General features: G+C 66.1%; 14 protein-coding genes. 2 read left to right on the top strand and 12 right to left on the bottom strand.

Annotated features, from left to right (window positions below; genetic code table 11):
• Positions 1-74: 74 nt before the first annotated feature.
• The 8 genes from addA to M9955_09540 form a co-directional block, all read right to left on the bottom strand.
• Positions 75-3,593, bottom strand: a complete 3,519-nt coding sequence (addA, locus tag M9955_09505) for a double-strand break repair helicase AddA (GenBank protein ID MCO5081876.1) — start codon at positions 3,591-3,593, stop codon at positions 75-77.
• Positions 3,593-6,700, bottom strand: a complete 3,108-nt coding sequence (gene addB, locus M9955_09510; protein MCO5081877.1) for a double-strand break repair protein AddB — start codon at positions 6,698-6,700, stop codon at positions 3,593-3,595. The genes addA and addB overlap by 1 nt, the downstream gene beginning before the upstream one ends.
• A complete protein-coding gene (locus tag M9955_09515; protein ID MCO5081878.1) occupies positions 6,697-7,455 on the bottom strand; it encodes a nucleotidyltransferase family protein in 759 nt (252 codons plus the stop codon). Before M9955_09515 ends, addB begins: the two co-directional genes overlap by 4 nt.
• On the bottom strand, positions 7,452-8,963 hold the full coding sequence (gene tsaE, locus M9955_09520; GenBank protein ID MCO5081879.1) for a tRNA (adenosine(37)-N6)-threonylcarbamoyltransferase complex ATPase subunit type 1 TsaE: 1,512 nt from the start codon (positions 8,961-8,963) through the stop codon (positions 7,452-7,454). Before tsaE ends, M9955_09515 begins: the two co-directional genes overlap by 4 nt.
• Positions 8,964-11,519, bottom strand: a complete 2,556-nt coding sequence (locus M9955_09525) for an ATP-binding protein (protein MCO5081880.1) — start codon at positions 11,517-11,519, stop codon at positions 8,964-8,966.
• 196 nt (positions 11,520-11,715) lie between these two features.
• Positions 11,716-13,116, bottom strand: a complete 1,401-nt coding sequence (ahcY, locus tag M9955_09530; protein MCO5081881.1) for an adenosylhomocysteinase — start codon at positions 13,114-13,116, stop codon at positions 11,716-11,718.
• Positions 13,117-13,256: 140 nt separating this feature from the next.
• Entirely contained in the window at positions 13,257-13,736 is a 480-nt protein-coding gene (locus M9955_09535) for a class I SAM-dependent methyltransferase (GenBank protein MCO5081882.1), read from the bottom strand.
• A gap of 18 nt (positions 13,737-13,754) precedes the next feature.
• Positions 13,755-14,729, bottom strand: coding sequence for a GDP-mannose 4,6-dehydratase (locus M9955_09540; protein MCO5081883.1), 975 nt, complete (start codon positions 14,727-14,729; stop codon positions 13,755-13,757).
• A gap of 156 nt (positions 14,730-14,885) precedes the next feature.
• On the opposite strand from M9955_09540, the gene M9955_09545 reads away from it, so the two are divergent.
• On the top strand, positions 14,886-16,262 hold the full coding sequence (locus M9955_09545; protein MCO5081884.1) for a UDP-glucose/GDP-mannose dehydrogenase family protein: 1,377 nt from the start codon (positions 14,886-14,888) through the stop codon (positions 16,260-16,262).
• Entirely contained in the window at positions 16,259-16,759 is a 501-nt protein-coding gene (locus M9955_09550; protein ID MCO5081885.1) for a class I SAM-dependent methyltransferase, read from the top strand. Before M9955_09545 ends, M9955_09550 begins: the two co-directional genes overlap by 4 nt.
• A 6-nt stretch (positions 16,760-16,765) precedes the next feature.
• On the opposite strand, the gene M9955_09555 is transcribed toward M9955_09550, so the two are convergent.
• The 4 genes from M9955_09555 to M9955_09570 are packed head-to-tail and all read right to left on the bottom strand — an operon-like array spanning position 16,766 to position 22,723.
• Positions 16,766-17,944, bottom strand: a complete 1,179-nt coding sequence (locus M9955_09555) for an ABC transporter permease (protein MCO5081886.1) — start codon at positions 17,942-17,944, stop codon at positions 16,766-16,768.
• Entirely contained in the window at positions 17,941-18,939 is a 999-nt protein-coding gene (locus M9955_09560) for an ABC transporter permease (protein MCO5081887.1), read from the bottom strand. Before M9955_09560 ends, M9955_09555 begins: the two co-directional genes overlap by 4 nt.
• Complete coding sequence (locus tag M9955_09565) at positions 18,939-20,843, bottom strand: ABC transporter substrate-binding protein (GenBank protein ID MCO5081888.1); 1,905 nt, start codon at positions 20,841-20,843, stop codon at positions 18,939-18,941. The genes M9955_09560 and M9955_09565 overlap by 1 nt, the downstream gene beginning before the upstream one ends.
• Positions 20,840-22,723 (bottom strand): ABC transporter ATP-binding protein, encoded by a 1,884-nt coding sequence (locus M9955_09570; GenBank protein ID MCO5081889.1) that lies wholly within the window; start codon positions 22,721-22,723, stop codon positions 20,840-20,842. The genes M9955_09565 and M9955_09570 overlap by 4 nt, the downstream gene beginning before the upstream one ends.
• Positions 22,724-22,804 lie beyond the last annotated feature (81 nt).

Genomic DNA, 22,804 nt, shown 5'->3' on the forward strand with positions numbered 1-22,804 from the left:
TCGGGAAAATCCTTTCGGGTATTGGTAGCGCAATATGTGGTGCAGGCACGCCTGCCATTCAAGCAGGTCTTGTGTCATGCGCCGCTGAGTCGGGCAAGCGCGGCGTCCATCGCTTCGCCGGGCAGCGCGATCAGCCGCGGCGCTTCGGTGAAGAGCAGCGCGGCCGTAACCTCCTTGCCCGGATAGAGCGGTTTTAGCAGCGCGCGGTAGAGCGCGAGTTGCAGCACATACGCCCGCGGGACCTCATCCAATGAAAGGGGCGGCACGCGGTTGGTCTTGTAGTCGACGATCCGCACCGTGTCCGCCGTCACCGCCAGACGGTCGATCGTGCCGGAGATGGCGCGTTCGCGTCCCCGCACGGTCAGCGTTCCCATGACGCCCACCTCGGCGCGGGAACCGGGCGCGAAAAGCGGTGCGAAGCCGGGCGCGGCCATGATCTCCATGACGGAGGCGAGCGTCTTCTCCGCCATGCCTGCCGGCCAGTCGCGCGCGGCGCGGTCAAGATAGCGCCGCGCTGCTGCCTCGCGCTCGTCGGGCGGCATGTCCGACAGCGTCTGGAGCAGCGTGTGCGTCGCCAGTCCGCGCGCGATGGCGAGATTTGGCTCGGTGTCGGGATCGAGCACCGGCGATCGCGCGGCGGCTTCCTGCCCGGTCTCGACGGCCTCGTCGATCAGCAGCGATGCGCCGGACGGTGTCAGCGGGCGCGGCAGGCGTTCGTCGCGCTTCATGGGATCGAACAATTCCGCCGGCAACGGCTCCTCGGCTGATGGCACGACATCTTTCGGCTGTTGCAGGGCCGCCGCGTTCTCCAGCGGCGTCACGCGATAGCGCCAGACCGAACTGTTTTCAGGGCCGGTCGTGAACTCCTGGCAGTGCTCGTGATCGCAGATCGCCCGCGAGACGAGCGAGAGCCATGTGCCGTCGCCGGGCGCGCGCGCGCCATGATAGCCGCAGACGATGAGCCGGTCCTCGGCGCGCGTCATGCCGACATAGAGCAGGCGGCGATATTCGTCGTCGGCCGCCGCCTTAACCTCGTCCTGTATCGCCTTCGCGGTGGTGTTGGCGACGTCGCTGCCCGGATACCAGAGGAAGCCTTTGGTGACGCCGGACCCCTCACGCAGCGAGACCGGCAGCAGGCTGGGCATATGCTGGTTGGTGAAGGACGCTCCGCCGCTGTCGACTAGGAAGACGATCGGCGCTTCCAGACCCTTCGAGGCGTGCACCGTCATGATGCGCACCTCGTCGCGGCTCTGGTCCTGCTCGCGCTTGACCTCCAGCCCGCTGCCTTCCAGCGTCGCCAGGAACGCCTCCAGACCCGGCAGGCCAGTCATCTCCTCGGCGAGGCAGAAGTTCAGGAACTCGTCGAGAATTTCTGCCGCCTCGTGACCGAGCCGCGCGACCATTTTCCGGCGCACGCCGTCGCGCCCGAGCACGGCGGAGTAGAAGGCGAAGGGCGTGCTGAAAGCGGCCTCGTTGGACCAGCGCGCGATCTGCGCGACGATGGCCTGCAACGCTTCGTCGCCTTCGGCTCCCTCGCGGAGCGATGCGGCCAGCGATTTCCTGCCGCGACCATGGGCGAGCCCAAACAGCGCCTCCTCCGACAGGCCGAAAACCGGGCTGCGCAGCACTGCGGCGAGCGACAGATCGTCCTCCGGCTGCAGCAGCATTCTGCCGAGCGCGATCAGGTCCTTGACGGCGATATGGCCGGGCAGCAGCAGCCGGTCAGCGCCCGCCACAGGTATGTCGCGGTTCTTTAGGCTGCGGGAGAGCGCATGGACGAAACTGTCGCGCTTGCGCACCAGCACCAGAACGTCGCCCGCCGCGACGCGCTTGCCTGATCCCTCGATGACCTCGCCGCCGCGAATCCAGTCTCGGATCGTGTCGGCAATGCGCTCGGCCACCAGCACGGCGGGCGCCTTCGCGTGGTCGATCGATTCCGTCCAGTCATCCGGCTCCTCGACCTGGGCATTTCCGACCGAAGGCCATATCTCCACATAGCCGGGGGCAAGCTCGCGGATCGCATTGTGGGCGACGGGCGCATCGTCCCGCGACAGTCCGCGCCGCGCCTCGTCGAGCCTGAATACCGTGTCGACGGCCGATAGCACGTCCGCCGTCGAGCGAAAGGACCAGTTGAGGCGGACATCCGCGAACGCGCCGTCGATGTCGCGCACGCGCCGGGCGAAATGATGCTTCGTCTCGGCGAAGGATTCAGGCCGCGCGCCCTGAAAAGAGTAGATCGACTGCTTTTCGTCGCCCACGGCGAAGACGGTGCGGTGCACGTCGCGCGCGCCCTGCCCGGCGAAGAATTCTTCGGCGAGGCTCTTCACCACGTTCCACTGGTCGGGGCTGGTGTCCTGCGCCTCATCGAGAAGGATGTGGTCGATGCCCCTGTCGAGCTTGTATTGCACCCACGGGCCGGCGTCCGGCCGCGCCAGAAGGCGCAATGTCCGCACGATCAGGTCGTTGAAGTCGAGCATTCCCCGCGCGCTCTTGGCCCGCTCGTAGCGCGTGATCAGCCAGTCGGCGAGATCGAGCGCGGCGACCGTCGCTTCGAGCATGCGGAACCGCGCCAGCCTGTCGCTCGCCGCAATGATGGCGTCGGCCGCCGCCGCATAGCGTTCCGGCAGATCGGGAAGCTGTTGCAGCATCGCCTTCTTGAACGTGCTCGCCGCATAATGCTCGCCCTTGCCCGTCAGGAACGCCTTTCCCAGCAGCGCCAGCCGGTGGACCGGCTCGCTTTCGGCGAATGCGGCCGAGGCGTCGGGCAGGATGTTGTCGAGCGCGCGCCTCGCGTCGGTCGCATGCGCCACCGCCTCGAAATCGCGGAAATAGGAAGGCTCGAAACCCGGCAGCGGCCAGACCCCCGCCGCGATCCGCTCGACCGTATCCGCAGGCGAGAAACCGAAGGCCGCGAACAGTTTGAGATATCGACCGTCGATCTTCACCGCGTCGAGAAAGGCGCGCAGGCCGTCCCGCTTGGCGACGATCTCGGCGAGCAGCTTCTCCAGCCCGAACTCGCCGCCATAGGCCAGCACCATGTCGAAGGCGCGGGCGAGTTCCGGATTGTCCTCGGCCGCAGCGCCGGTAAGCATCTCCCGGCGCACGCTTTCGACCAGCAGCGCTTCCATCTTGGAATCTAGCAATTCGAAATGGGCGGCGATGTTCGCTTCGAGCGGGAACTGGTGCAGCACGGATTCGCAGAAGGCGTGGATGGTCTGGATCTTCAGCCCGCCCGGCGTCTCCAGCGCGCGCGCGAAAAGCCGCCTTGCGTCGGCGAGCTTGGCGCGCGACGGTTCCTGTCCTTCGAGCAGGCTTATTTCCCCGGCGAGCCTTTCGTCGGAAAGCGCCGTCCATTCCGACAGCGTCCTGAACACGCGGTTCGACATGTTGGCCGCCGCCGCCCGAGTATAGGTGAGGCAGAGGATCTTTGACGGCTCGGCCCCGCGCAGCAGGAGGCGTACCACGCGCTGCGCCAGCACATGCGTCTTGCCCGAGCCGGCATTGGCCGACACCCAGACCGAACTCGCCGGATCGGCGGCGCGTGCCTGATCGGCCTTGGTCTCGTCCGGGATGCGCGGGAACGACTTCGCCATCAGTCGCCGCCCTCGGCGCCGTCGTCGCCGCCGGCCGACCATTCCAGCACACGGGCGAGATGGTCGTAGTCGCCATCGGTGTCGCCGGCGCGGAAGGGCAGGGCGCGCGACAGATAGCCGGTCTCCGGCTTGCCGTAATGCACCAGAAGCTGCTCCAGTCGCCGCCATGCGTCTTCGGCGAGATCGCCGGCGAGCTTGATCTGGCGCTTGTATTCGAGGATGGATTCTTCCACGACCTCGCCGCTGCCCCTGAGCCGGACGAAGGCCAGATCGGCCGGTTCGGCCTTGCCGATATCGGCGAACGCGCCGCGCTGCAGCAGCGCGCCTTCCAGCGCCAGTTGAGGTGCGAGCAGCGTGTGCGCTTGCGCCTTGGAGGGCGACGAGCCGGTCTTGTAATCGAGGATCTCGGCCATGCCGGCGGGCAGCAGGTCGATACGGTCGGCCCGTCCGCGCAATGTCGCGCCGCTCAGGCCGACGGACGTTTCGGCGGCGCTCGCCTCGGCATGGCGGGTCTTCACCTTCGGCGCGCGCTTCCTCTCCCAGTCGAGGATTTCTGGCGCCATGCGCAGGAAGCGCGGCCACCAGATCGCCCTGATGTCCGGCGGCAGGTCGCGCTCGTCGAAGGCCGCGCGCCCCGCTTCGATCAGGATATCGAGCGCGTCGCCGCGCCCCGGATCGCCGATCGTCTCGGTGAAACGGTGCAGGATATCGTGGAACAGCGTGCCGCGATCGGCCGCGCCGGGATCGGCGATCAGCGGGTCGAGCGGCTGCAAATCGAGGATGCGGCGGGCATAGACCGCATAGGGATCGCGGCGCAGCGTCTCGATCTCCGTCACCGAGAATTTTTTCGGCCGTGCCTCGACCGGCGGCGCAGGATTGGGCCGCGCGGCGAAAGGCTGCTTGTCGCCGGTGTCGAGCAGATGTGCCCAGCGCAGCAGACGGTCGCCCCGCGCCTTGAGAGCCTTCGCCTGCTCCTCGCCGGCATAGGTGAGCAGCCTTTGCAGCCAGCGCGAGGCGACCGCTGGCGCGTCGCCCGAGCGCGCCGAACGGCTGAGCACGACGCGCCTCGCGCCCATCGTCATGGCGAAGTCATGCGCGGCGAGGCCGATGCGGCGCTCGGGCGGCTCCAGCGTCAGCTCGGTTTTCATCAGCCGGGACATGAAGCGGTCGGCCTCTGCCTTGCGCGGCCACTTGCCTTCGTTCAGGCCGCCGATCACCAGCAGGTCGACGGACTGCAATCGCGCTTCCAGCGCTCCCCAGATGGCGATGCGGCTTTCCGCGCCCGGACGCGGCTTGACCACCTCCGGCGCGATCAGCGCCCTGAAGACATCCGGCCATTCCGTCCCGGCGAGCGCGAAGGGCCCATCCGATGCGATCAGCGAACGCAGGAAATCCGCGAGCCTTTCGCCGGCCTCACCCCGGTAAAGTTCACCAAGCCCGCCATCCGCCCCACGCCCCAGCGCCTCGAATGCGATGACAGTCGCGCGGGCAAGATCGGCAACGGTGAGAGCGTGTTCCGAGCGCAAGGCGGCGAGCGGCGCGATGACCTCGCCAAGCCGGGCGAGCATGGCGCGCGCATCCTCGATCCGCCGCTCGGTCACGCGGCGTCGCCAGAAGGCGGAACGGCTTTCCTCAGGCAGACGCTTCTCGAACAAAGCCGTCAGTTCCGCAATATCCGGGCGTCCGGTGCCGCCGCGCAGCGCCACAAGTTCCACCATTTCCGCCGCCGCGCGCACCGCGCCACGGTCCATGCCAAGGGCGAGCAGCGGATGCTTCAGCAGCGCCACGATGGAAACGGGATCGCCCGGCTCGAACACTGCCGCCAGAAGCAGCGTCAGCAATTCGGCCGGAGCGGTTCGCGACAAGGGCGTGCCGCCGGAATCGTCGGCCACCACATTGAACCGCAGGAGTTCGGACGACACACGTCTCGCCAGATTGCGATCCGGCGTCACCAGCGCGACCTTCGCTTCTGGGTCCGCGGCGGCCTGCTTGAGCGCGATGGCGATGGAAGCCGCCTCGTCGCGCTCGTTCGCCGCCTCGATCAGCGTGACTTCGGCTAGGGCGGCCGACACCGCCTCGGCGCGCAAATCCCGCCCTGTCGCCCAGGTATCCGTCGTCTCAGCCGGTCGCAGCGCCTCGCTGACGCAGGCCCTGCGCGCAGACATGGCCGGCTTCAGTTCGCCGACCTCTTCGACGCCATCCCGCGTCGCCTTGAGCGCGCGCAGCAGCTTGGCGAGACCGTATTGCGGATGGCCGAGGATGGTGGGCTCGGGGTTCTGCGCGTTGATCGCGGCCCACGATTCCGCGTCTATGCCGAGATCGAGGCCGGGCAGCACCACCGCGCCGCGTTCCAGCCGCGCGATGACGGAGAGCAACTCGCAGGTCGCCGGTAGCGAGCCGGTCGAGCCCGCCGCGATCACCGGGCCGGGCGGCGGACTGCGCTTCAGCCGCTCCGCCTCCAACCGGATCAGCCGGCTGCGATGCGCAGCCGGATTGGATCTTTGGCGCGAGGCGAGGATCGCCGGCCATTGCTCGGTGACGATGTTGAGGAAATCCAGCGTCACCTGCCACCAGCCTGCAAGTTCCCCCGAGACGAGGTCGCCGAGCTTCGTCCAGTCCGCTCCTTCCGTCTCGATCTCGTCCATCAGCCCGGCAAGATCCCGGGCGTGCCAGATGGCGTCGGCGGAGGAAGCCGGCACGACGACATCCTCGGCATAGAGCGCGGCGACATGCGCCGGCAGGCGGCGCTTCCACGCGCGCACGAGATCGGCCAGCAGAAGCAGCCGGTCGAGCGGCGCGATCGGCGGTTCGAGATCGAGCGAGCCCGAGAAATCGCCGTCGAAGATCGCACCGTCCTCGTCGAACTCGCCCAGCGCGCGGATTGTCGGCAGAATGGCGGAGTTTCCACCGGAAAGCCCGACAAAGACGCTGCGCAACTCGCGCGCGGCGCGCCGCGTCGGCAGATAGATCGTGGCGCCCGCCAGCGCCAACGGGTCGCCGCCGTCGAAACCCGGCACCAGCCGGCCGGACACCAGCGCTTCCGCCAGCTTCGGCAGGAAAGGCGCGCCGGGCGCGATGGTAAAAAGACGCGGCGCGGCTGCGCTCATGACGCCCCGGAGGGAGCCACGCCGCCGGCTCGTTCGGCGAGCGCGCGGGCGACGACTGCCTCGGCCGGCGCGATGGCGTCGGGCGTGCCGACCGTGATCCAGTGCCCGTCGAGTACGTGACCGAACAGCCGGCCTTTGGCGATCGCCTCGTCGAAATAGCGGTTAAGCGAGGAAACGGCGATTTCCTTGCCGGCGAACAGATCGGCGCTGAGGATCGCCGCGCCCGCATAGATCATGCCGGACGGATCGCCCCTGGCGCGCGACAGGCGGCCATCGGCGTCGATCAGGAAATCGGCGCCGCCGCTGTGTCCCGTCGCGGATTTCAGGTCGGAAAGCATTAGGAGAATATCCATCCGCGACGGGTCCCATTCAAGGGCGAGCGCATCGAGATTGGCAACACTCCTGTCAATCCAGAACGTGTCGGCGTTGAGCAGGTAGAACGGTTCGCGCCCGAGTTTCGGCAGAGCCCTGACGATGCCGCCCGCCGAATCGAGAAGGCCGTCCCGCTCGTCCGAAACGACGATATGCGGGACCTTCCTGCCCGCGACATGGGCAATGATCTGGTCCGGGAGATAATGGACGTTGACGACTGCCTTCTCCACGCCGCTGACCGCCAGCATGTCCAGCCCCCAGTCCAAAAGCGTCTTGCCGGCGACCGGCACAAGCGGCTTCGGCATCGTCTCGGTGATCGGCCGCATACGCTTGCCGAGCCCCGCCGCGAGCACCATCGCCGTCTTGGGTTTCCAGCCGGTCATGCGGCAATCTCATCCAGAAATCCGTGGTGCGCATAGAGACCGGCAAGTTCCGCCAGCGCCGGATGTTCGAGCGCGCGGCGCAGATAATCGCGAATGCGCGGCAGATGCTTCAGATAGGCCGGCTTGCCGTCGCGCTCCTTCAGCCGCACGAAAATGCCGAGGATTTTCGTGTTCCGCTGTGCCGCCATGATGGCGTAGGCCTCGCGGAATCCCGCTTCGTCGAAAGCGCCGGACGCCTTCCGACGTTCGACATAAGCGTCGGCCACGGCGCGCTCCAGCTCCTCCGGCACGGTGACGCGCGCGTCCATGGCGAGCGAAGCGACGTCGTAGGCGACGGGACCGATCAGCGCGTCCTGGAAATCGATGACGCCGAGCCGGTCGTGGCCTTTCCTCTCAGCGCGCCAGATCAGGTTCGGCGAATGATAGTCGCGCTGGACAAGGCCGGGCTCGGCGGTTTCCAGCCGGTCGATCAGAGCGTTCCAGACGGCGGCGAATTCGGTCCGAAGCGGCACATCCGGTGGCTTGCCCGTGCGCCATTTGACGTACCAGTCCAGCAACAGTTCGACCTCGATCAGCATCGCCTCGCGGTCGAAGGGCGGCACGTCGTGAAAAATGCCGTCAGCGACCGGCAGATGGCTCCTGACCGGCTTGCCATGCAGGTCGGCCAGCAACTCGGCCGCCGCGATGTAGCGTTCCGCGATCGGCTGCCCCGCCGTATCGATGACGCCTTCGGAGCCGAGATTCTCGATCAGCAGGAAGCCATGATCGAGATCCTGCGCATGGATGCGCGGCACGCTGACGCCGGCCTCGGCAAGCGCGCGGTCGACGCCGACGAAAGCCGCGACCGTCCGCGACGTGTGCGCGATCTCGGCATAGGCCTTGCCGTTCTTGACGACCGGCCCGAGCACCAGCGGCGGCGAGTTCATCAGGATGCGCGGTTCTTCTCCCGCAAGGGACACCGTTTCATAGCTGCGCGCCGAGGCATCGCCGGTGAGATGACGGCGCGACGCCTCGCCCCATCCGGCCATCGCGAGAAAGTCCCGCATGGCGAGCGCCCGCGCGACTCTTTCGAACGGCTTGCCGATGCCGGTGATGGTCGCCAGCCGGCCTTCGCCTTCATGCGCCAACGTCACATGGATGGTTTCCGCCGGCAGCAGGTCGCCGGCCCGTTCGGGCCATTCGATCAGCGCCGCGCCCGTCTCCAGCGCCTCGTCGAGGCCTAGTTCCAGAAGTTCGTCAGGCGACGCCGTGCGATAGAGATCGAAATGATGGATCGGCAACCGCCCCTCATAGGCCTGCACCAGCGTGAAGGTCGGGCTCGGCACGTCGAGTTCGGCATCGTCTGCTACGGCCCTGATCAGCGCACGCGCCAGCGTCGTCTTGCCGGCGCCGAGATCGCCATGCAGCGCGACGACATCGCCCGCCTTCAGCGCCTGAGCCAGATCCTCGCCAAGCTGCGCCGTCGCGGCCTCGCTGGCGAGGAAGCGCTCGCGCCGGAACGCCGTCATCTATTCGGCCGCATCCTGCATCGCGCGCGGCTGCCGCGGGAAGAAGCAGATGACCGTGGTGCCGTGGTCGTCGCCGGATTCAATGCGAACATTGCCGCCATGCAGCTCGACGAAGCTCTTGACGATGGAGAGCCCGAGCCCGGCCCCGCGCCGGCGGCCGCCATTGGCGTGGGATTCGAAGCGGCGGAACGCGATCTCGAGCAGATCGGGCGCCATGCCGGGGCCGTCGTCCTTGACCGCGAATTCGACGCCCTCGGCGACGTCGCGGCAGGTCAGCGTCACGGTGCTGCCTTCCGGCGCGTAGTTGGCGGCGTTGCTGAGGAGGTTGAGCAGGACCTGGCGAACGCGATTCTCGTCGCCCAGCATCGATTTCGGCGCGTCGGCTATGTCGACCGCGAGCGTGATGCGATGCTCGGTGAAGCGGTCGGACACCATCTCCGCGGCCGACGCGATCACCTGCGGAATGCGGACCTCGCCCATTTCGAGCTGCATGATGCCGGCATCGACCGTGGCGAGGTCGAGTATGTCGTTGACTAGCGTCAAGAGCACCGAGGAGGAGGAGAATATGTGTCCGACATATTCCTTCTGCCGCTCATTGAGCGGTCCGGTGGTGCCCAGCTCCAAAAGTTCGGTGAAGCCGATGATGTTGGTCAGCGGCGAGCGCAGTTCGTAGGAGACCCGCTGGATGAAGTCGTCCTTGAGCTGGTCGGCCTTTTGCAAGGCGTCATTCTTGTCCTGCAGCGCGCGCTCGACATTGACGCTGTCGGTCACATCGATGAAGGTCAGCATCACCTGCCCGTTCGGCAGATGGATCAGGCCATGGCGCAGCACGGTGCCGTTGCGGAGCCCGGTCTGCCCCTGACAGTCGCGGCGCTCGTCGTCGAAGCCGGTCACGGCGGCGACGAAGCTGTTCCACGGGCTGTCGGCGGCCATGTCGCGGCAGGCGTCGCGCAATTGCGATATGTGCGTCTGCGAGCTGATCGTCTCGGGATCGAGCCCCCACAGTTTCGAGAAGGCCGGATTGGCGAGCCGCGTGCGGCCGTCCGGCCCGAACACGGCGACGCCTTCGGCCAGATTGTCGAGTGTCTCGCCCTGCACGCGGATCGCGGCGTTGTAGCGGCTTTCGAGGTCGATCTTTTCCGTCAGGTTCTCGAACACCCAGGTCACGCCGCCCTTGGGCTGCGGGTTGGCGACGACGCGGACGGTGCGGCCGTCCGGCAGGTGCCACCAATGTTCTGCCGGCTCGACGGCGCGATAGACGGCGAGCAGATTCTCCTTCCAGCGCCGCCATTCGGGTTGCTCGGCGAGCTTGCCGTCGCCCCGCAGCCGGTCGAGCACCAGCGCATTGTCGGGCGCGCTGTTGAGGAAGGGAACGTCCAGTTCCCACAGCTTCTGGAAGGCGGCATTGTAGAAGCGCAGCTTCTGGTCGGCGTCGAACTGGGCGACGGCCGTCGTCAGCTGGTCGAGCGTATTGGCGTGGTTGCGCACGATCTGGGCGTAGTCCTCGCGGATCGCCTCCGCGCCGCTGATATCCTGCGCCAGTCCTGCCGAACCGTTGGGGCCGGCGAAATCCGTGACGCTGAACATCCTGCGATCGCCGCGCACCACCGTCGAGACGATCTGCTCGAAAAGCTTGCTGGTCCGGTGCTGGTCCGCGATCGACTCGCGCGCCTGCGTGCCTAGAAGCTCCTTGCCGTCGCGCACCGCGCCTTCCGCGCCATCGGCTTCCGCCGCGTCGGCATAGGCGCGGTTGACCCATTTCAGCCGTCCGTCCTGGTTCCTGATCCAGAACGGCATATTGAGCGCGTCGATCATGCCGAGCAGCGTGTCATAATCGGCTGCGAGCTGCTGGTTTTCGATCCTGAGGCGCGCTTCGGCGCGCTGGGCTTCCGACAGCGAGATGAAACGCACGATGGCATGCGTCGGCGTCTTGCGCCCGCGCACTTCGAGCGGCGCGCCGCTCTGGCTTTCGACGAGCCGGTCGAAGGGCGTGCCTTTCTCCCGCAGCGTCTCGATGGCCTTTTCAATGGCCGACGCCGAGAGCGGCGACAGCCACCGCCCGAAGGCGAGGAACGAACTGCGGTCTTCCGGTGCCCCCGTTTCGGAAGGCAGTCCGCCGACCAGATCGGGTTTGGAGCGGTCGGCCGGCCATATGACGAGCCGCTGGTCGCGCAGGTTGAGCAGCGCCTCGGTGCGGGACAGCGCGTTGTTCAGCTCGGACACCTTGGCGCGCAACGCGACGTTCTGCGACGCCGTACGGGCGCGTTCCCGGATCAGCCATATCGCCGACAGCAGCGCCGACCCCATGACGCCGGCGAAGACGGCGAACTGGATCACCTCGAAGGTGCCGACGGAGATTCCGGAGATGCCGAACAGGTCCATGTCCTGCGCATGAGCGCGGCCGCCGAGCGTGAGCGCCGTCGTGGAGGCAAGCGCGGTGATCGCCGTCCGCGCTGCGGGCCGCATGGAAAACCTCTCGCGCGCCGTCGCCGGACGCGAATCGTTCTGGCCGCCGGATACGGCCTCTCCCGCATGGCGCGGGCTGTCCCCCGGCATGTCTTGTCCTCTCGCCGCTAGAATTCCAAGACCGCCTGTTCCGCTCCTACGAAGCCCTACCCCGAAGCGGATGCATCGCGAATCACTTCACAATAGACGCTGGGCGAATCGCCGTGAAGAAGCTTCGCGGCAAAAAGAAACGCCGCGCGCTTGTCAAGCGCGCAGCGTCAATATCTTGTGTTATATTCCAGCGAAATCAGTATCTGTAGTGTTCGGGCTTGAACGGCCCCTGTGGGGTCACGCCGATATAGGCGGCCTGCTCGCCGGACAGTTCCGTCAGCTTCGCGCCGAGCTTTTCGAGATGCAGCCGCGCCACCTTCTCGTCGAGGTGTTTTGGCAGCGTGTAGACCTTGTTCTCGTACTTGCCGGGCTGCGTCCACAGCTCGATCTGGGCCAGCACCTGGTTGGTGAAGGAGGCCGACATGACGAAGCTCGGATGGCCGGTCGCGTTGCCGAGATTGAGCAGGCGGCCCTCCGACAGCAGGATCATGCGCTTGCCGTCCGGGAAGACGATCATGTCCACCTGCGGCTTGACATTGGTCCATTTCAGGTTGCGCAGCGCGGCCACCTGAATCTCGTTGTCGAAATGGCCGATATTGCCGACGATCGCCATGTCCTTCAGCTTGCGCATATGGTCGAGCGTCAGCACGTCCTTGTTGCCGGTGGCGGTGATGATGATGTCGGCGGATGAGATCGCGTCGTCCATGGTGACGACCTCATAGCCGTCCATGGCGGCCTGCAGCGCGCAGATCGGATCGGCTTCCGTCACCTTCACGCGTGCTCCGGCGCCCTGCAGCGAGGCGGCCGAGCCCTTGCCCACGTCGCCATAGCCGGCGACGATGGCGACCTTGCCGGCCATCATCACGTCGGTGCCGCGGCGGATGCCGTCGACCAGCGATTCCTTGCAGCCATATTTGTTGTCGAACTTCGACTTGGTGACCGAGTCGTTGACGTTGATCGCGGGGAAAGGCAGCAGGCCCTTCTTCTGGAGCTGATAGAGGCGGTTGACGCCCGTCGTCGTCTCCTCGCTGACGCCGCGGATCGCCTCGCGCTGCTTCGTGAACCAGCCGGGCGATGCCTTGAGCCGCTTGGCGATCTGCGCGAACAGGATTTCCTCCTCCTCGCTGCCGGGATTCTTGAGGATGTCCTCGCCCGCTTCGGCGCGCGCGCCGAGCAGGATGTACATGGTGGCGTCGCCGCCATCGTCGAGGATCATGTTGGACAGGCCGCCATCGGCCCACTGGAAGATCTTGTCGGTGTAGTCCCAGTAGTCCTCGAGCGACTCGCCCTTGATCGCGAAGACCGGGACGCCGCTGGCCGCGATCGCCGCCGCCGCATGGTCCTGCGTCGAGAATATGTTGCAGGAGGCCCAGCGGATTTCGGCGCCGAGCGCCTTCAGCGTCTCGATCAGCACGGCGGTCTGGATGGTCATGTGCAGCGAGCCGGTGATGCGCGCACCCTTGAGCGGCTGCGTCGGGCCGAACTCCTCGCGCGCGGCCATCAGGCCCGGCATCTCGGTCTCGGCGATGTCGATTTCCTTGCGGCCCCAATCGGCCAGCGAAATGTCGGCGACGACATAATCCTTGTGAGCTGTCACGGCAGGTCTCCAATCGTTGAGAATCGGACGGCGCACGGCACGTCCTCCGGACGGCATCCGGAAATGGTGCGCCTGACTAGCAGAAGCCGTCTGTATCGACAATGGGACATAAAGAAATCTTTATGCGTGCATGTCGGACGTTATTTCCGGAGGTAAAGGAAATAACGGTCCTTCGGCACGCCGGGCGGCACGATCATGGGCTCCAGTGCCTCATGATCGAGCGGCAGACCGCTGGCTGAGATCCCGCCCGAACGCAGCAGGCCCGCGATCAGTTGCGGCAGCCAGCGCAGCGTCAGCGCGTCCTTGTCTTCATAGCCTGTGCCGATATCGGCATGCACAAGCGCGGCACCGATGCCGACGAAGGCCTGCGCAGTCTCGGCGATCTCACCCAGCACCAGATCGTCGGTTGCCGGCGCGGTAGGAAGATGCGCGGCGAAGGCCCTGTCGAAAGCGACGACGCGCCGCCCCGGCATGCGCTCGCGCAGATGATCGTAGGTGCGGCCGTTGCCTAGGCCGAGTTCCATCACCGGCCCCTCGACATCGGCAAGCAGGTCGGCGACATGGTTGAGGCAGTCGCGCTGCGCCGACATGCGGCGGATGAAGCTGTCGAGGCGGCTCATTTCTGTGGTCTCGTCCGCTCAGAGTTTCGCGTAGTCTCGGTACCAGCCGACGAAATCCGCCATGCCTTCCTGAAGCGGCACGCGCGGCTGGAAATCGAGGTCGCGGGCGGCGCGGGTGATGTCGGCATAGGTCAGTTCGACGTCGCCGGCCGGCTTCGGCTTCATCTCCATCACCGCCTTGCGTCCTGCGGCCTGCTCGATCGCGGCGATGAAATCCAGAAGCTCGACCGGGCTGTTGTTGCCGAGATTGTAGATGCGTTCCGTCTCGTCCGGCCGGGCGAGGATGCTGTCGGCGGCCGCCACGACGCCGGCGACGATGTCGTCCACATGGGTGAAGTCGCGTTTCATCTTCCCGTCGTTGAACACGGATATCGGCTTGCCGCGAAAAATGGCGTCGGTGAAGAGCCACGGCGCCATGTCGGGCCGACCGAAGCGGCCATAGACGGTGAAGAAGCGCAGCCCGGTGGAACGGATGCCATGGATGTCGCGATAGGCGTGGGCGAGCAGTTCGCCGGCGCGCTTGGTCGCCGCGTAGACGGAAATGGGCGAATCCGCCCGCGCCGTCTCCGAAAAGGGCGGCTGCGTATCCGTGCCGTAGACCGACGAGGAACTCGCATAGACGATGGGCGGGCGACGCTTCAGCTTCGCCGCCAGTTCGAACATGACGACCTGACCCGTCACGTTCGAGTCCACATAGGTCAGCGGCGCCTCGATCGAATAGCGAACGCCGGCCTGCGCCGCGAGATGCACGATGGCGTCGGCGTCGAGCGCTTCCCCGGGCAGCGTCTCCGCGAGGCGCGGATCGGCGACGTCGCCCTGGCGGAACTCGAAATTCGGATGGGTCTTCAATCGGGCCAGCCGGTCGAGCTTCAGGCTGACGGGATAGTACTCATTGAGGTTGTCGAGCCCGAACACCCGGTCGCCCCGCGCGAGCAGGCGCCGCGCCGTGTGGTAGCCGATGAAGCCGGCGGCGCCGGTCAGGAGGATTCTCATGTGGTTTCCATGGCTTACGCCCGGCGTGGCCGGCGGCCCGCGCGGCTTGTCCGTTTGCCATGTGGCAAATTTCGGCGGCGATGTCTATTTGAGGCCGACCATATCCGCTAAAACCCGTCCGGTTCGGCCGTACGGTCCCATCAGGAACGGTTTCGCATGAAGCTCACCATTTTCGGCACCGGCTATGTCGGCCTGGTCACGGGTGCCTGTTTCGCCGATGTCGGCCACGATGTGCTGTGCGTCGATATCGACCCGAAGCGCATCGAGACGCTGGAGCGCGGCGAGGTGCCGTTCTTCGAGCCCGGCTTGAAGGCGCTCGTCGCCTCGAACAGGGCAGCCGGCCGCCTCGCCTTCACCAGCGACGGCGCGGCAGCGATACGGTCGGGCGACATCATCTTCATCGCCGTCGGCACGCCTTCCAGCGCGGACGGTTCGGCCGATCTCTCCCATGTCCGCGCTGTGGCCCGGACGGTCGGCGACAACATCGACGGCTACAAGATCGTCGTCGGCAAGTCGACGGTTCCGGTGGGCACGGCCGACATGGTGCGGGAGGTGATCGCGGAAACGCAGCAGGCGCGCGGCACGCAGCATCCCTTCGATGTCTGCTCCAACCCCGAATTCCTCAAGGAAGGCAGCGCCATCGAGGATTTCGCGCGGCCTGCCCGCATCATCATCGGCACGGATTCGGAGCGCGTGCGCAAGACGCTCGCCGCCTGCTACCGGCCCTACAACCGCAACCACGACAAGCTGATGATGATGGATGTGCGCTCGGCCGAGCTGACCAAATATGCCGCCAACGCCATGCTCGCCACCAAGATCAGCTTCATGAACGAGATGGCCAACATCGCCGAGCGGCTCGGCGCCGACATAGAGGACGTGCGGCGCGGCATCGGCTCGGATCCGCGCATCGGCTACCATTTCATCTATCCGGGCTGCGGCTATGGCGGCTCCTGCTTCCCAAAGGACGTCAGCGCCATCGTCCGGACCGCGACAGACGCCGGCGTCGAGCCGCATCTCCTGGAGGCGGTCGAGCGGGTCAACGCCAGCCAGAAGCGCGTGCTCTTCGACAAGCTCCATCAGGCGCTCGACGGCAGGCTTGCGGGCAAGACGGTCGCCGTCTGGGGGCTCGCCTTCAAGCCCAACACGGACGACATGCGCGAGGCGCCGAGCCGCGTCCTCATCGAAGCTCTGTGGCAGGCGGGCGCCTCGGTGCGGGCCTTCGACCCGGAGGCGATGCAGGTTGCGCGGGAGATCTACGGCGACCGTGCGGATTTCGTGCTGGCGACGTCGCCGCGGGATGCCGCGACCGGCGCGGACGCGCTCGTCATCTGCACCGAATGGAAGCAGTTCCGCGTTCCGGATTTCGGCTGGCTCAAGGCCAATCTCCGCCAGCCCGTCATCGTCGATGGTCGCAACCTTTACGATCCCGAGATCGTCGCGCAGCACGGGCTTCTGTATTTTGCCGTGGGGAGGGGCCTGTCGGTGCGGCACGACGGCGTCGCCGCCAACCCGCAGGTGCGGGAAGTCGCATGAACGCACAGCGATTCACGCGCCTCGACAAGCTGCGCCTCAGGCTGGAGGCGCAGAACGCCTGTCTCGGCTGGGCGTTCGCCGAGATCGCCGGGCGTCCCGGTCCCGTCTTCGAGCTCGGTCTCGGCCACGGCCGCACCTACGATCATCTGCGCACGCATCTGCCGGACCGCGACATCTATGTCTTCGATCGCGAGATCGACTGCTACGACGATTGCGTTCCGCCGTCCGACCGGACTTTTCTCGGCGACATCGAGGAGACCTTGAAAGCTGCCGCCGCCCGCTTTCCGAACAAGGCGGCGCTGGTGCATTCCGACATGGGTTCCTACACGGAAGCCCACAATTCGGCCATGAGCGAGCGGCTCAGCCGCCTTCTGCCCGCCGTGCTCGCGCCGGGCGGCATCGTCGTGTCCGACCTGCCGCTCGCCATGGCGGGAGTTTCGACGCTGCCGCTTCCGGCCGGCGCGCAGGAAGGCCGCTATTTCCTCTATCGGGCCTGATTGCCGCTACCGGTACGGGTCCGCCGCGTCCCGCAGACCGTCGCCGAGGAAGTTGAAGGCGAGGATGACGAGGATCACCGGGACCATCGGGAACAGTAGCCACGGATAGAAGGCGATCACGGTCACGCCGCGCGCCTCGGTCAGCAATATGCCCCAGCTGGTGATCGGAGGGCGCAGGCCGAGGCCGAGGAAGGACAGCGCCGTCTCGCCGAGGATCATGCCGGGAATGGCGATGGTGGCGGTCGCGATCAGATGCGACATGAAGCCGGGGATCATGTGCCTTCCGATGATGCGGGCCGGCTTCGCGCCCATCAGTTGCGCGGCGAGCACGTAATCCTCCTCGCGCAGCGCCAGCAGCTTGGAGCGCACCGCGCGGGCGAGGCCCGTCCAGTCGAGCAGTCCGAGGATCATGGTGATGGCGAAATAGATCACGATCGGATGCCAGGTCACGGGCATGATCGCGGCGAGCGCCATCCAGAGCGGGATCGAGGGCAGCGATTGCAGCACCTCGATGATGCGCTGCACGATCATGTCGAGCGTGCCGCCATGATAGCCGGCCAGCCCGCCGATGACGATGCCGAGCACGAAGCTGAAGGCCACGCCGAGCAGGCCGATGGTGAGCGAGATGCGCGCCCCGTAGATGATGCGCGAGAGCACGTCGCGGCCGAGCCGGTCGGTGCCGAGCAGGAACATCTCGCCGCCCTCCGCAGGGCAGACCAGATGCAGGTTCGACTCTGCCATCCCCCAGAACTTGTAGCTGTCGCCGCGGCAGAAGAAGCGGACCGGCTGTATGTCGCCCGGCCTGTCCGTGTAGACGCGCTTCAGCGTCTCCATGTCGAGGTTCATCTCCCGGCCGTAAACGAACGGTCCGACGAAATTTCCCTGCGTGTCGAAGAGATGCACCCGCTGCGGCGGCGTGTAGATGAAATCCATGTTGCGCGTGTGCAGATTGTACGGCGCGACGAACTCGGACACGAGGATCAGGGCGTAGAGGAAGGCGAGGAAGATGCCGGAGGCGACGGCCACCTTGTGGCGCTTGAACTTCCACCACATCAGGCGAAGCTGCGAGGCCTGATAGACGCGCGACTGCTCCACCGTCATCGCCTCGACCGACATCGGGTCGAAGGGTGCGGCGGAGACGTAATGCTCCATGGGAGCGCCGGGCGGCGGCAGGGGCGTGCTCATTTGGTGCTCCCGCCCGCCAGCCTGATGCGCGGATCGAGCAGCGCCAGCGCCAGGTCGGAGATCAGCACGCCGATGACGGTCAGGAAGGCGAGGAACATCAGGAACGAGCCGGCGAGATACATGTCCTGGCTCTGCAAGGCCTTGATGAGCATCGGCCCGGTCGTTTCGAGCGACAGCACGATGGCCGTGATCTCGGCTCCGGAAATGATCGCCGGCAGGATCGAGCCGATGTCCGAGACGAAGAAGTTCAGCGCCATCCTGAGCGGATATTTCACCAGCGTGCGGAACGGATGCAGGCCCTTGGCGCGCGCGGTCACGACATATTGCTTCTGCAATTCGTCGAGCAGGTTGGCGCGCAGCCGCCGGATCATGCCGGCGGTGCCCGCCGTGCCGACGATGATGACCGGAATCCACAGATGGTCGATGATGGACTTGGCCTTCGCCCAGCTCATCGGCTGGTCCATATATTGCTGGTCCATCAGGTGCCCGATCGACATGCCGAACCAGATGTTGGCGAAATACATCAGGATCAGCGCCAGCATGAAGTTAGGGATGGCGATGCCGATCAGGCCGAGGAAGGTCAGGCCGTAGTCGCCCCAGCTATACTGGTGCGTGGCGGAATACATGCCGATGGGAAAGGCGATGAGCCAGGTGAAGACGATGGTGACGAAGGACACCAGAACGGTCAGCCACATGCGGTCGCCGACCACGTCCGACACCGGCAGCTCGTATTCGAACGAATAGCCGAAATCGCCCTGCAGCATGCCGCCGACCCAGTAGAAGTAGCGGATATAGGCCGGTTTGTCGAAACCGTACTCGGCACGAAGCTGGTTCAGCTTGTCCATGTCGGCGTTTTCGCCCTGGGCGCGCAGTTCGGCGGCGTAGCTCTCGAAATAATCGCCGGGCGGAAGCTCGATGATGGTGAAGACCAGGATGGAGATCAGTATCAGCGTCGGCACCATCACGGCGATGCGCCAGAGGATGTATCGCAGCACTAGGCTTCTCCCAGCCAGAACGTATCCGGCTTGTAGATGCCGAGATAGGAAGTGGGATTGAAACTGTAGAGGCCTTCCTCCGGAAGGTTGCGCAACCGGGTCGTGCTGAACACCGGTTGCAGCGCGGAATTGACGATGCCGATCGAGAAAACCTGTTCCGTATAGAGCGCGAGCATCGAGCTCCACGCCGCGGCGCGTTCCGACATGTCGACCGCGCGTTTCCACTTGCGCAGAAGATCGAGAAGCGTCACCGCCTCCGGCATGTCCGGTGCGGCGCCCTGCTGGCCGTTGGAAAGGTAATGCAGACCCCAGACCGGCCATTGCAGTTGCTCGTCGGCGGTCGGCGCCAGTTCGCTCGGGCTCATGTCGGCCGTCGGCACTCCGTTGTCGATGCCCGACCACAGCGCCATGGTGATCTCGCCGGCGATGGCGCGGCTGCGGAACACGTCGCGCTGCGAGGTGCGGATGAAAAGCTTGATGCCGGCATTCTTCCAGTGATCGGTGACGAGTTCGAGCACGTCGGTTTCCAGCACGCTCTCGCCCGCCGTCTCCACCACGATCTGCGCCGTCCGGCCGTCGGGAAGGATGCGGTAGCCTTCGACGTCCCGTTCGCGAAGGCCGACCTCGTCCAGGAGCGCGTTGGCGCGCACCGGATTGAACTCCGTCCATGCCTTCGCATATTCGGGCCGGAACAGCGGACTTTCCGGCAGCACCGTGTCGGCGCTTTCCCTGGCAAGGCCGTAGAACAGCGCCTTGTTGATCTCCTCCCGGTCGATCGCCATGGACAGCGCCCGGCGGGTGCGCACGTCGCGCAGGACCGGCAGCCACACGGGATCGCCGCAATTGAGGTTGGGCAGCAGCGCCAGCCGCGCGCCCTGCGTGCGCTTCCACAGCCTGACCCTTACCGGATAGCGCTTCTCGGCGTCCTTCAGCAGCGTGTAGTCGGAGAAGTCTAGGCCCAGCGTCTGCAGATCGCTCTCGCCGGCCCCGGTCTTGGCGACGATGATCGCCGAGGAGCTGACCCCGAGGATCATCTGGTCGATATAGGGCAGTTGCTGGCCCGTCTCGTCCACCCGGTGGAAGAACGGATTTCGCTCGAAGATGAAGCGCTCGGCCGGCGGCTTCGTCCGGTTGCGCCACGGGTCGAAGGTCGGCAGGTCGGGATTTTCGGGCCGGTACTGGCGCGACATGCGGATATGCAGCGTCGTCCACTTCCTGGCCTTGTTCTCCTTGATCAGGTCCTCGAGCTTGTCCGGGTCCTGATACTTTTCGTGGAACTGCTTCATGTAGGCCGCCGGCAACACGATGCCGAGCGCCTGCGCGGAGGCCAGGCTGGGCAGGAAGTCGGGGTTCGGCGCGTGCCACGTGTAGCGGACGGTGAGATCGTCCACGACCTCGAACACCGGCGGCTTGCCGTCCACCAGCAGCGCGCGCGACAGGCCGCCCGAACTCAAATCCTCGTTCAGCCAGACATCCTCCCAGCAGTAGCGGAAATCCTCCGCGGTGAAGAGACTGCCGTCGGACCATTTGTGGCCCTCGCGGATGCGAAGGGTGAAGATGCGCTCGCCCTCGGCCTCGCAGCTTTCCAGCACGTCGGGCTTCAAGGCCAGCGTCTCGTCATAGCCGACGAGCCGCGCATAGCCGTTGATGGTCATCAGGCGGATGTCGCGCTGGCCGCTGATGAGCTGCCGCACCACGCCGCCATATCGCCCGACCTCCCGGCCCATCGACGCGAGGTTCACGACCAGCGGGTTCTTCGGCAGGCGCTCCGCCATGGGCGGCAGCGTCTTCTCGTCGATCAGCTTCTGCAGGAACTCCGGTTCCTTCGCCGGCCCGGCCAGCAGCTTTCCGGGCATCAGCGACGTCGCCGCGATCAGGCCGAGCGTGGTGCGGCGGTTGATCATGGCCGCAACTCGCTTATGTCGGCGTTGCGCCGCGCCAGAACGAAATGGCCGCTGCCGAGATCGGCCGGCGCAAGCCCGTCGGTCTCGCCCTCGTCCCGGAACTGCGGCGCCCAGGCATTGGCATCCGACACGCCGCTTTTCTTCAGCGTCCTGAAGTCGAGCGGCCGGTCGAGATCCGGGAAGGGGACCGCCGCGACCAGCGCCTTCGTATAGGGATGGACCGGCTTGCGCAGCAGGATCTCTGCCGGCGCGACCTCGACGATGCGGCCGCCGCACATCACCGCGATGCGGTCCGCCATGTAGTCCACGACCGCAAGGTTGTGCGAGATGAACAGGTAGGTCAGGCCGAGCTGCTTTTGCAGGTCCTTGAGCAGGTTGAGGATCTGCGCCTGCACCGACACGTCGAGCGCCGACACCGGCTCGTCGCAGATCAGCAGGTCGGGACCGAGCGCCAGGGCGCGGGCGATGCCGATGCGCTGGCGCTGGCCGCCGGAGAAACTGTGCGGATAGCGGCTGATGAAGCGCGGATCGAGCCCGATGGTGGAAAGCAGCGACTTCACCATTTCGAGCCGGCTCTCGGCATTGCCGCGATTGTGAATCTCCAGCGGCTCGGCGAGGATATTCTGCACGGTCATGCGCGGCGACAGCGACGACACAGGGTCCTGGAACACCATCTGGATCTTGGTGCGGAGCTTCTTCAACTCCTCGCCCTCGGCCTTCAGCACGTCTATCGTGCCGTCGGCGGTGTGCAGCGTCACCGAGCCGCTGTCCGGCGTCACGGCGCGCATCAATATCTTGCTGACGGTGGTCTTGCCCGAGCCGCTTTCGCCGACCAGCCCCAGGCATTCGCCGCGCATGACGTCGAAGCTGACGCCGTCCACCGCCTTTACGGCCGTATCCTCGGCCTTGCCGAACCAGCTCGATTTCCGGGTGGTGAACGTCTTGGAGATGTCGCGCACCTTGAGCAGGACGTCCGGTCCCGCCGCCTTGTGCTTGCCGAGCAGGTTCTCGACATTCACCGGCACTTCGCGCAGCGCCTTCAGCCGCTCGCCGGGCTTCATGTCGAAATGCGGCACGGCGGCCATCAACCCCTTGAGGTAGGGGTGGCTCGGCCGGCGGAAGATATCCTCGACCGTGCCGGCTTCCATCACCTCGCCATGATAGAGCACCACGACCTCGTCGGCGATATTCGCCACCACGCCGAGATCGTGCGTGATGAGCAGCATCGCCATGTCGAGCTTTTCGCGCAGTTCGCCCAGGAGTTCGAGGATCTGTGCCTGGATTGTCACGTCGAGCGCCGTCGTCGGTTCGTCGGCGATCAGCAGCGCCGGCCGGCAGATCAGCGCCATGGCGATCATGGCGCGCTGGCGCAGCCCGCCCGACAGCTCGAAGGCGTACATGTCGTAGGCGCGCGCCGGATTGGGGAAGCCGACCAGCTTCAGCATCTCCTCCGTGCGATCCTTGTATTCGGCGGCGGAAAGGCCGCGCTGATGGATGCGCAGCGGCTCGCTCACCTGGTCGCCGATCGTGTGCAGCGGCGACAGCGAGGTCATGGGCTCCTGGAATATCTTGCCCATGCGGCTGCCGCGCAGGGCGCGGATTTCAGGGCCGTCGACCGGCATCTGCAATATGTCGGAGGTCACGCCCGTCTTCGGATCGGTGAAGAGGATGCGTCCGCTCGCCCGCGCCGTCCGGGGCAGAATGCCCATCACCGCCTGGCTGGTGACCGATTTTCCCGAACCGCTCTCGCCGACCAGCGCGGTCACCTTGCCCGGCAGCACCCGCATGCCGATATTGCGCACGGCATAGATCGGCCCGCCGACAATGGCGAAGGATATGCTCAGATCCTCGATCCGGAGCAGATCGCCCGCTGGCTTCATCCCGTCAAACCCCTGCGCGCGGCGGCCTGGGCGCCCGCCCTCGGGGGAACACTATCGCACCGGTGCTGCGCTGCCTAGACG

Source organism: Rhizobiaceae bacterium (genome assembly GCA_023953845.1).
GTDB lineage: Bacteria > Pseudomonadota > Alphaproteobacteria > Rhizobiales > Rhizobiaceae > Arvimicrobium.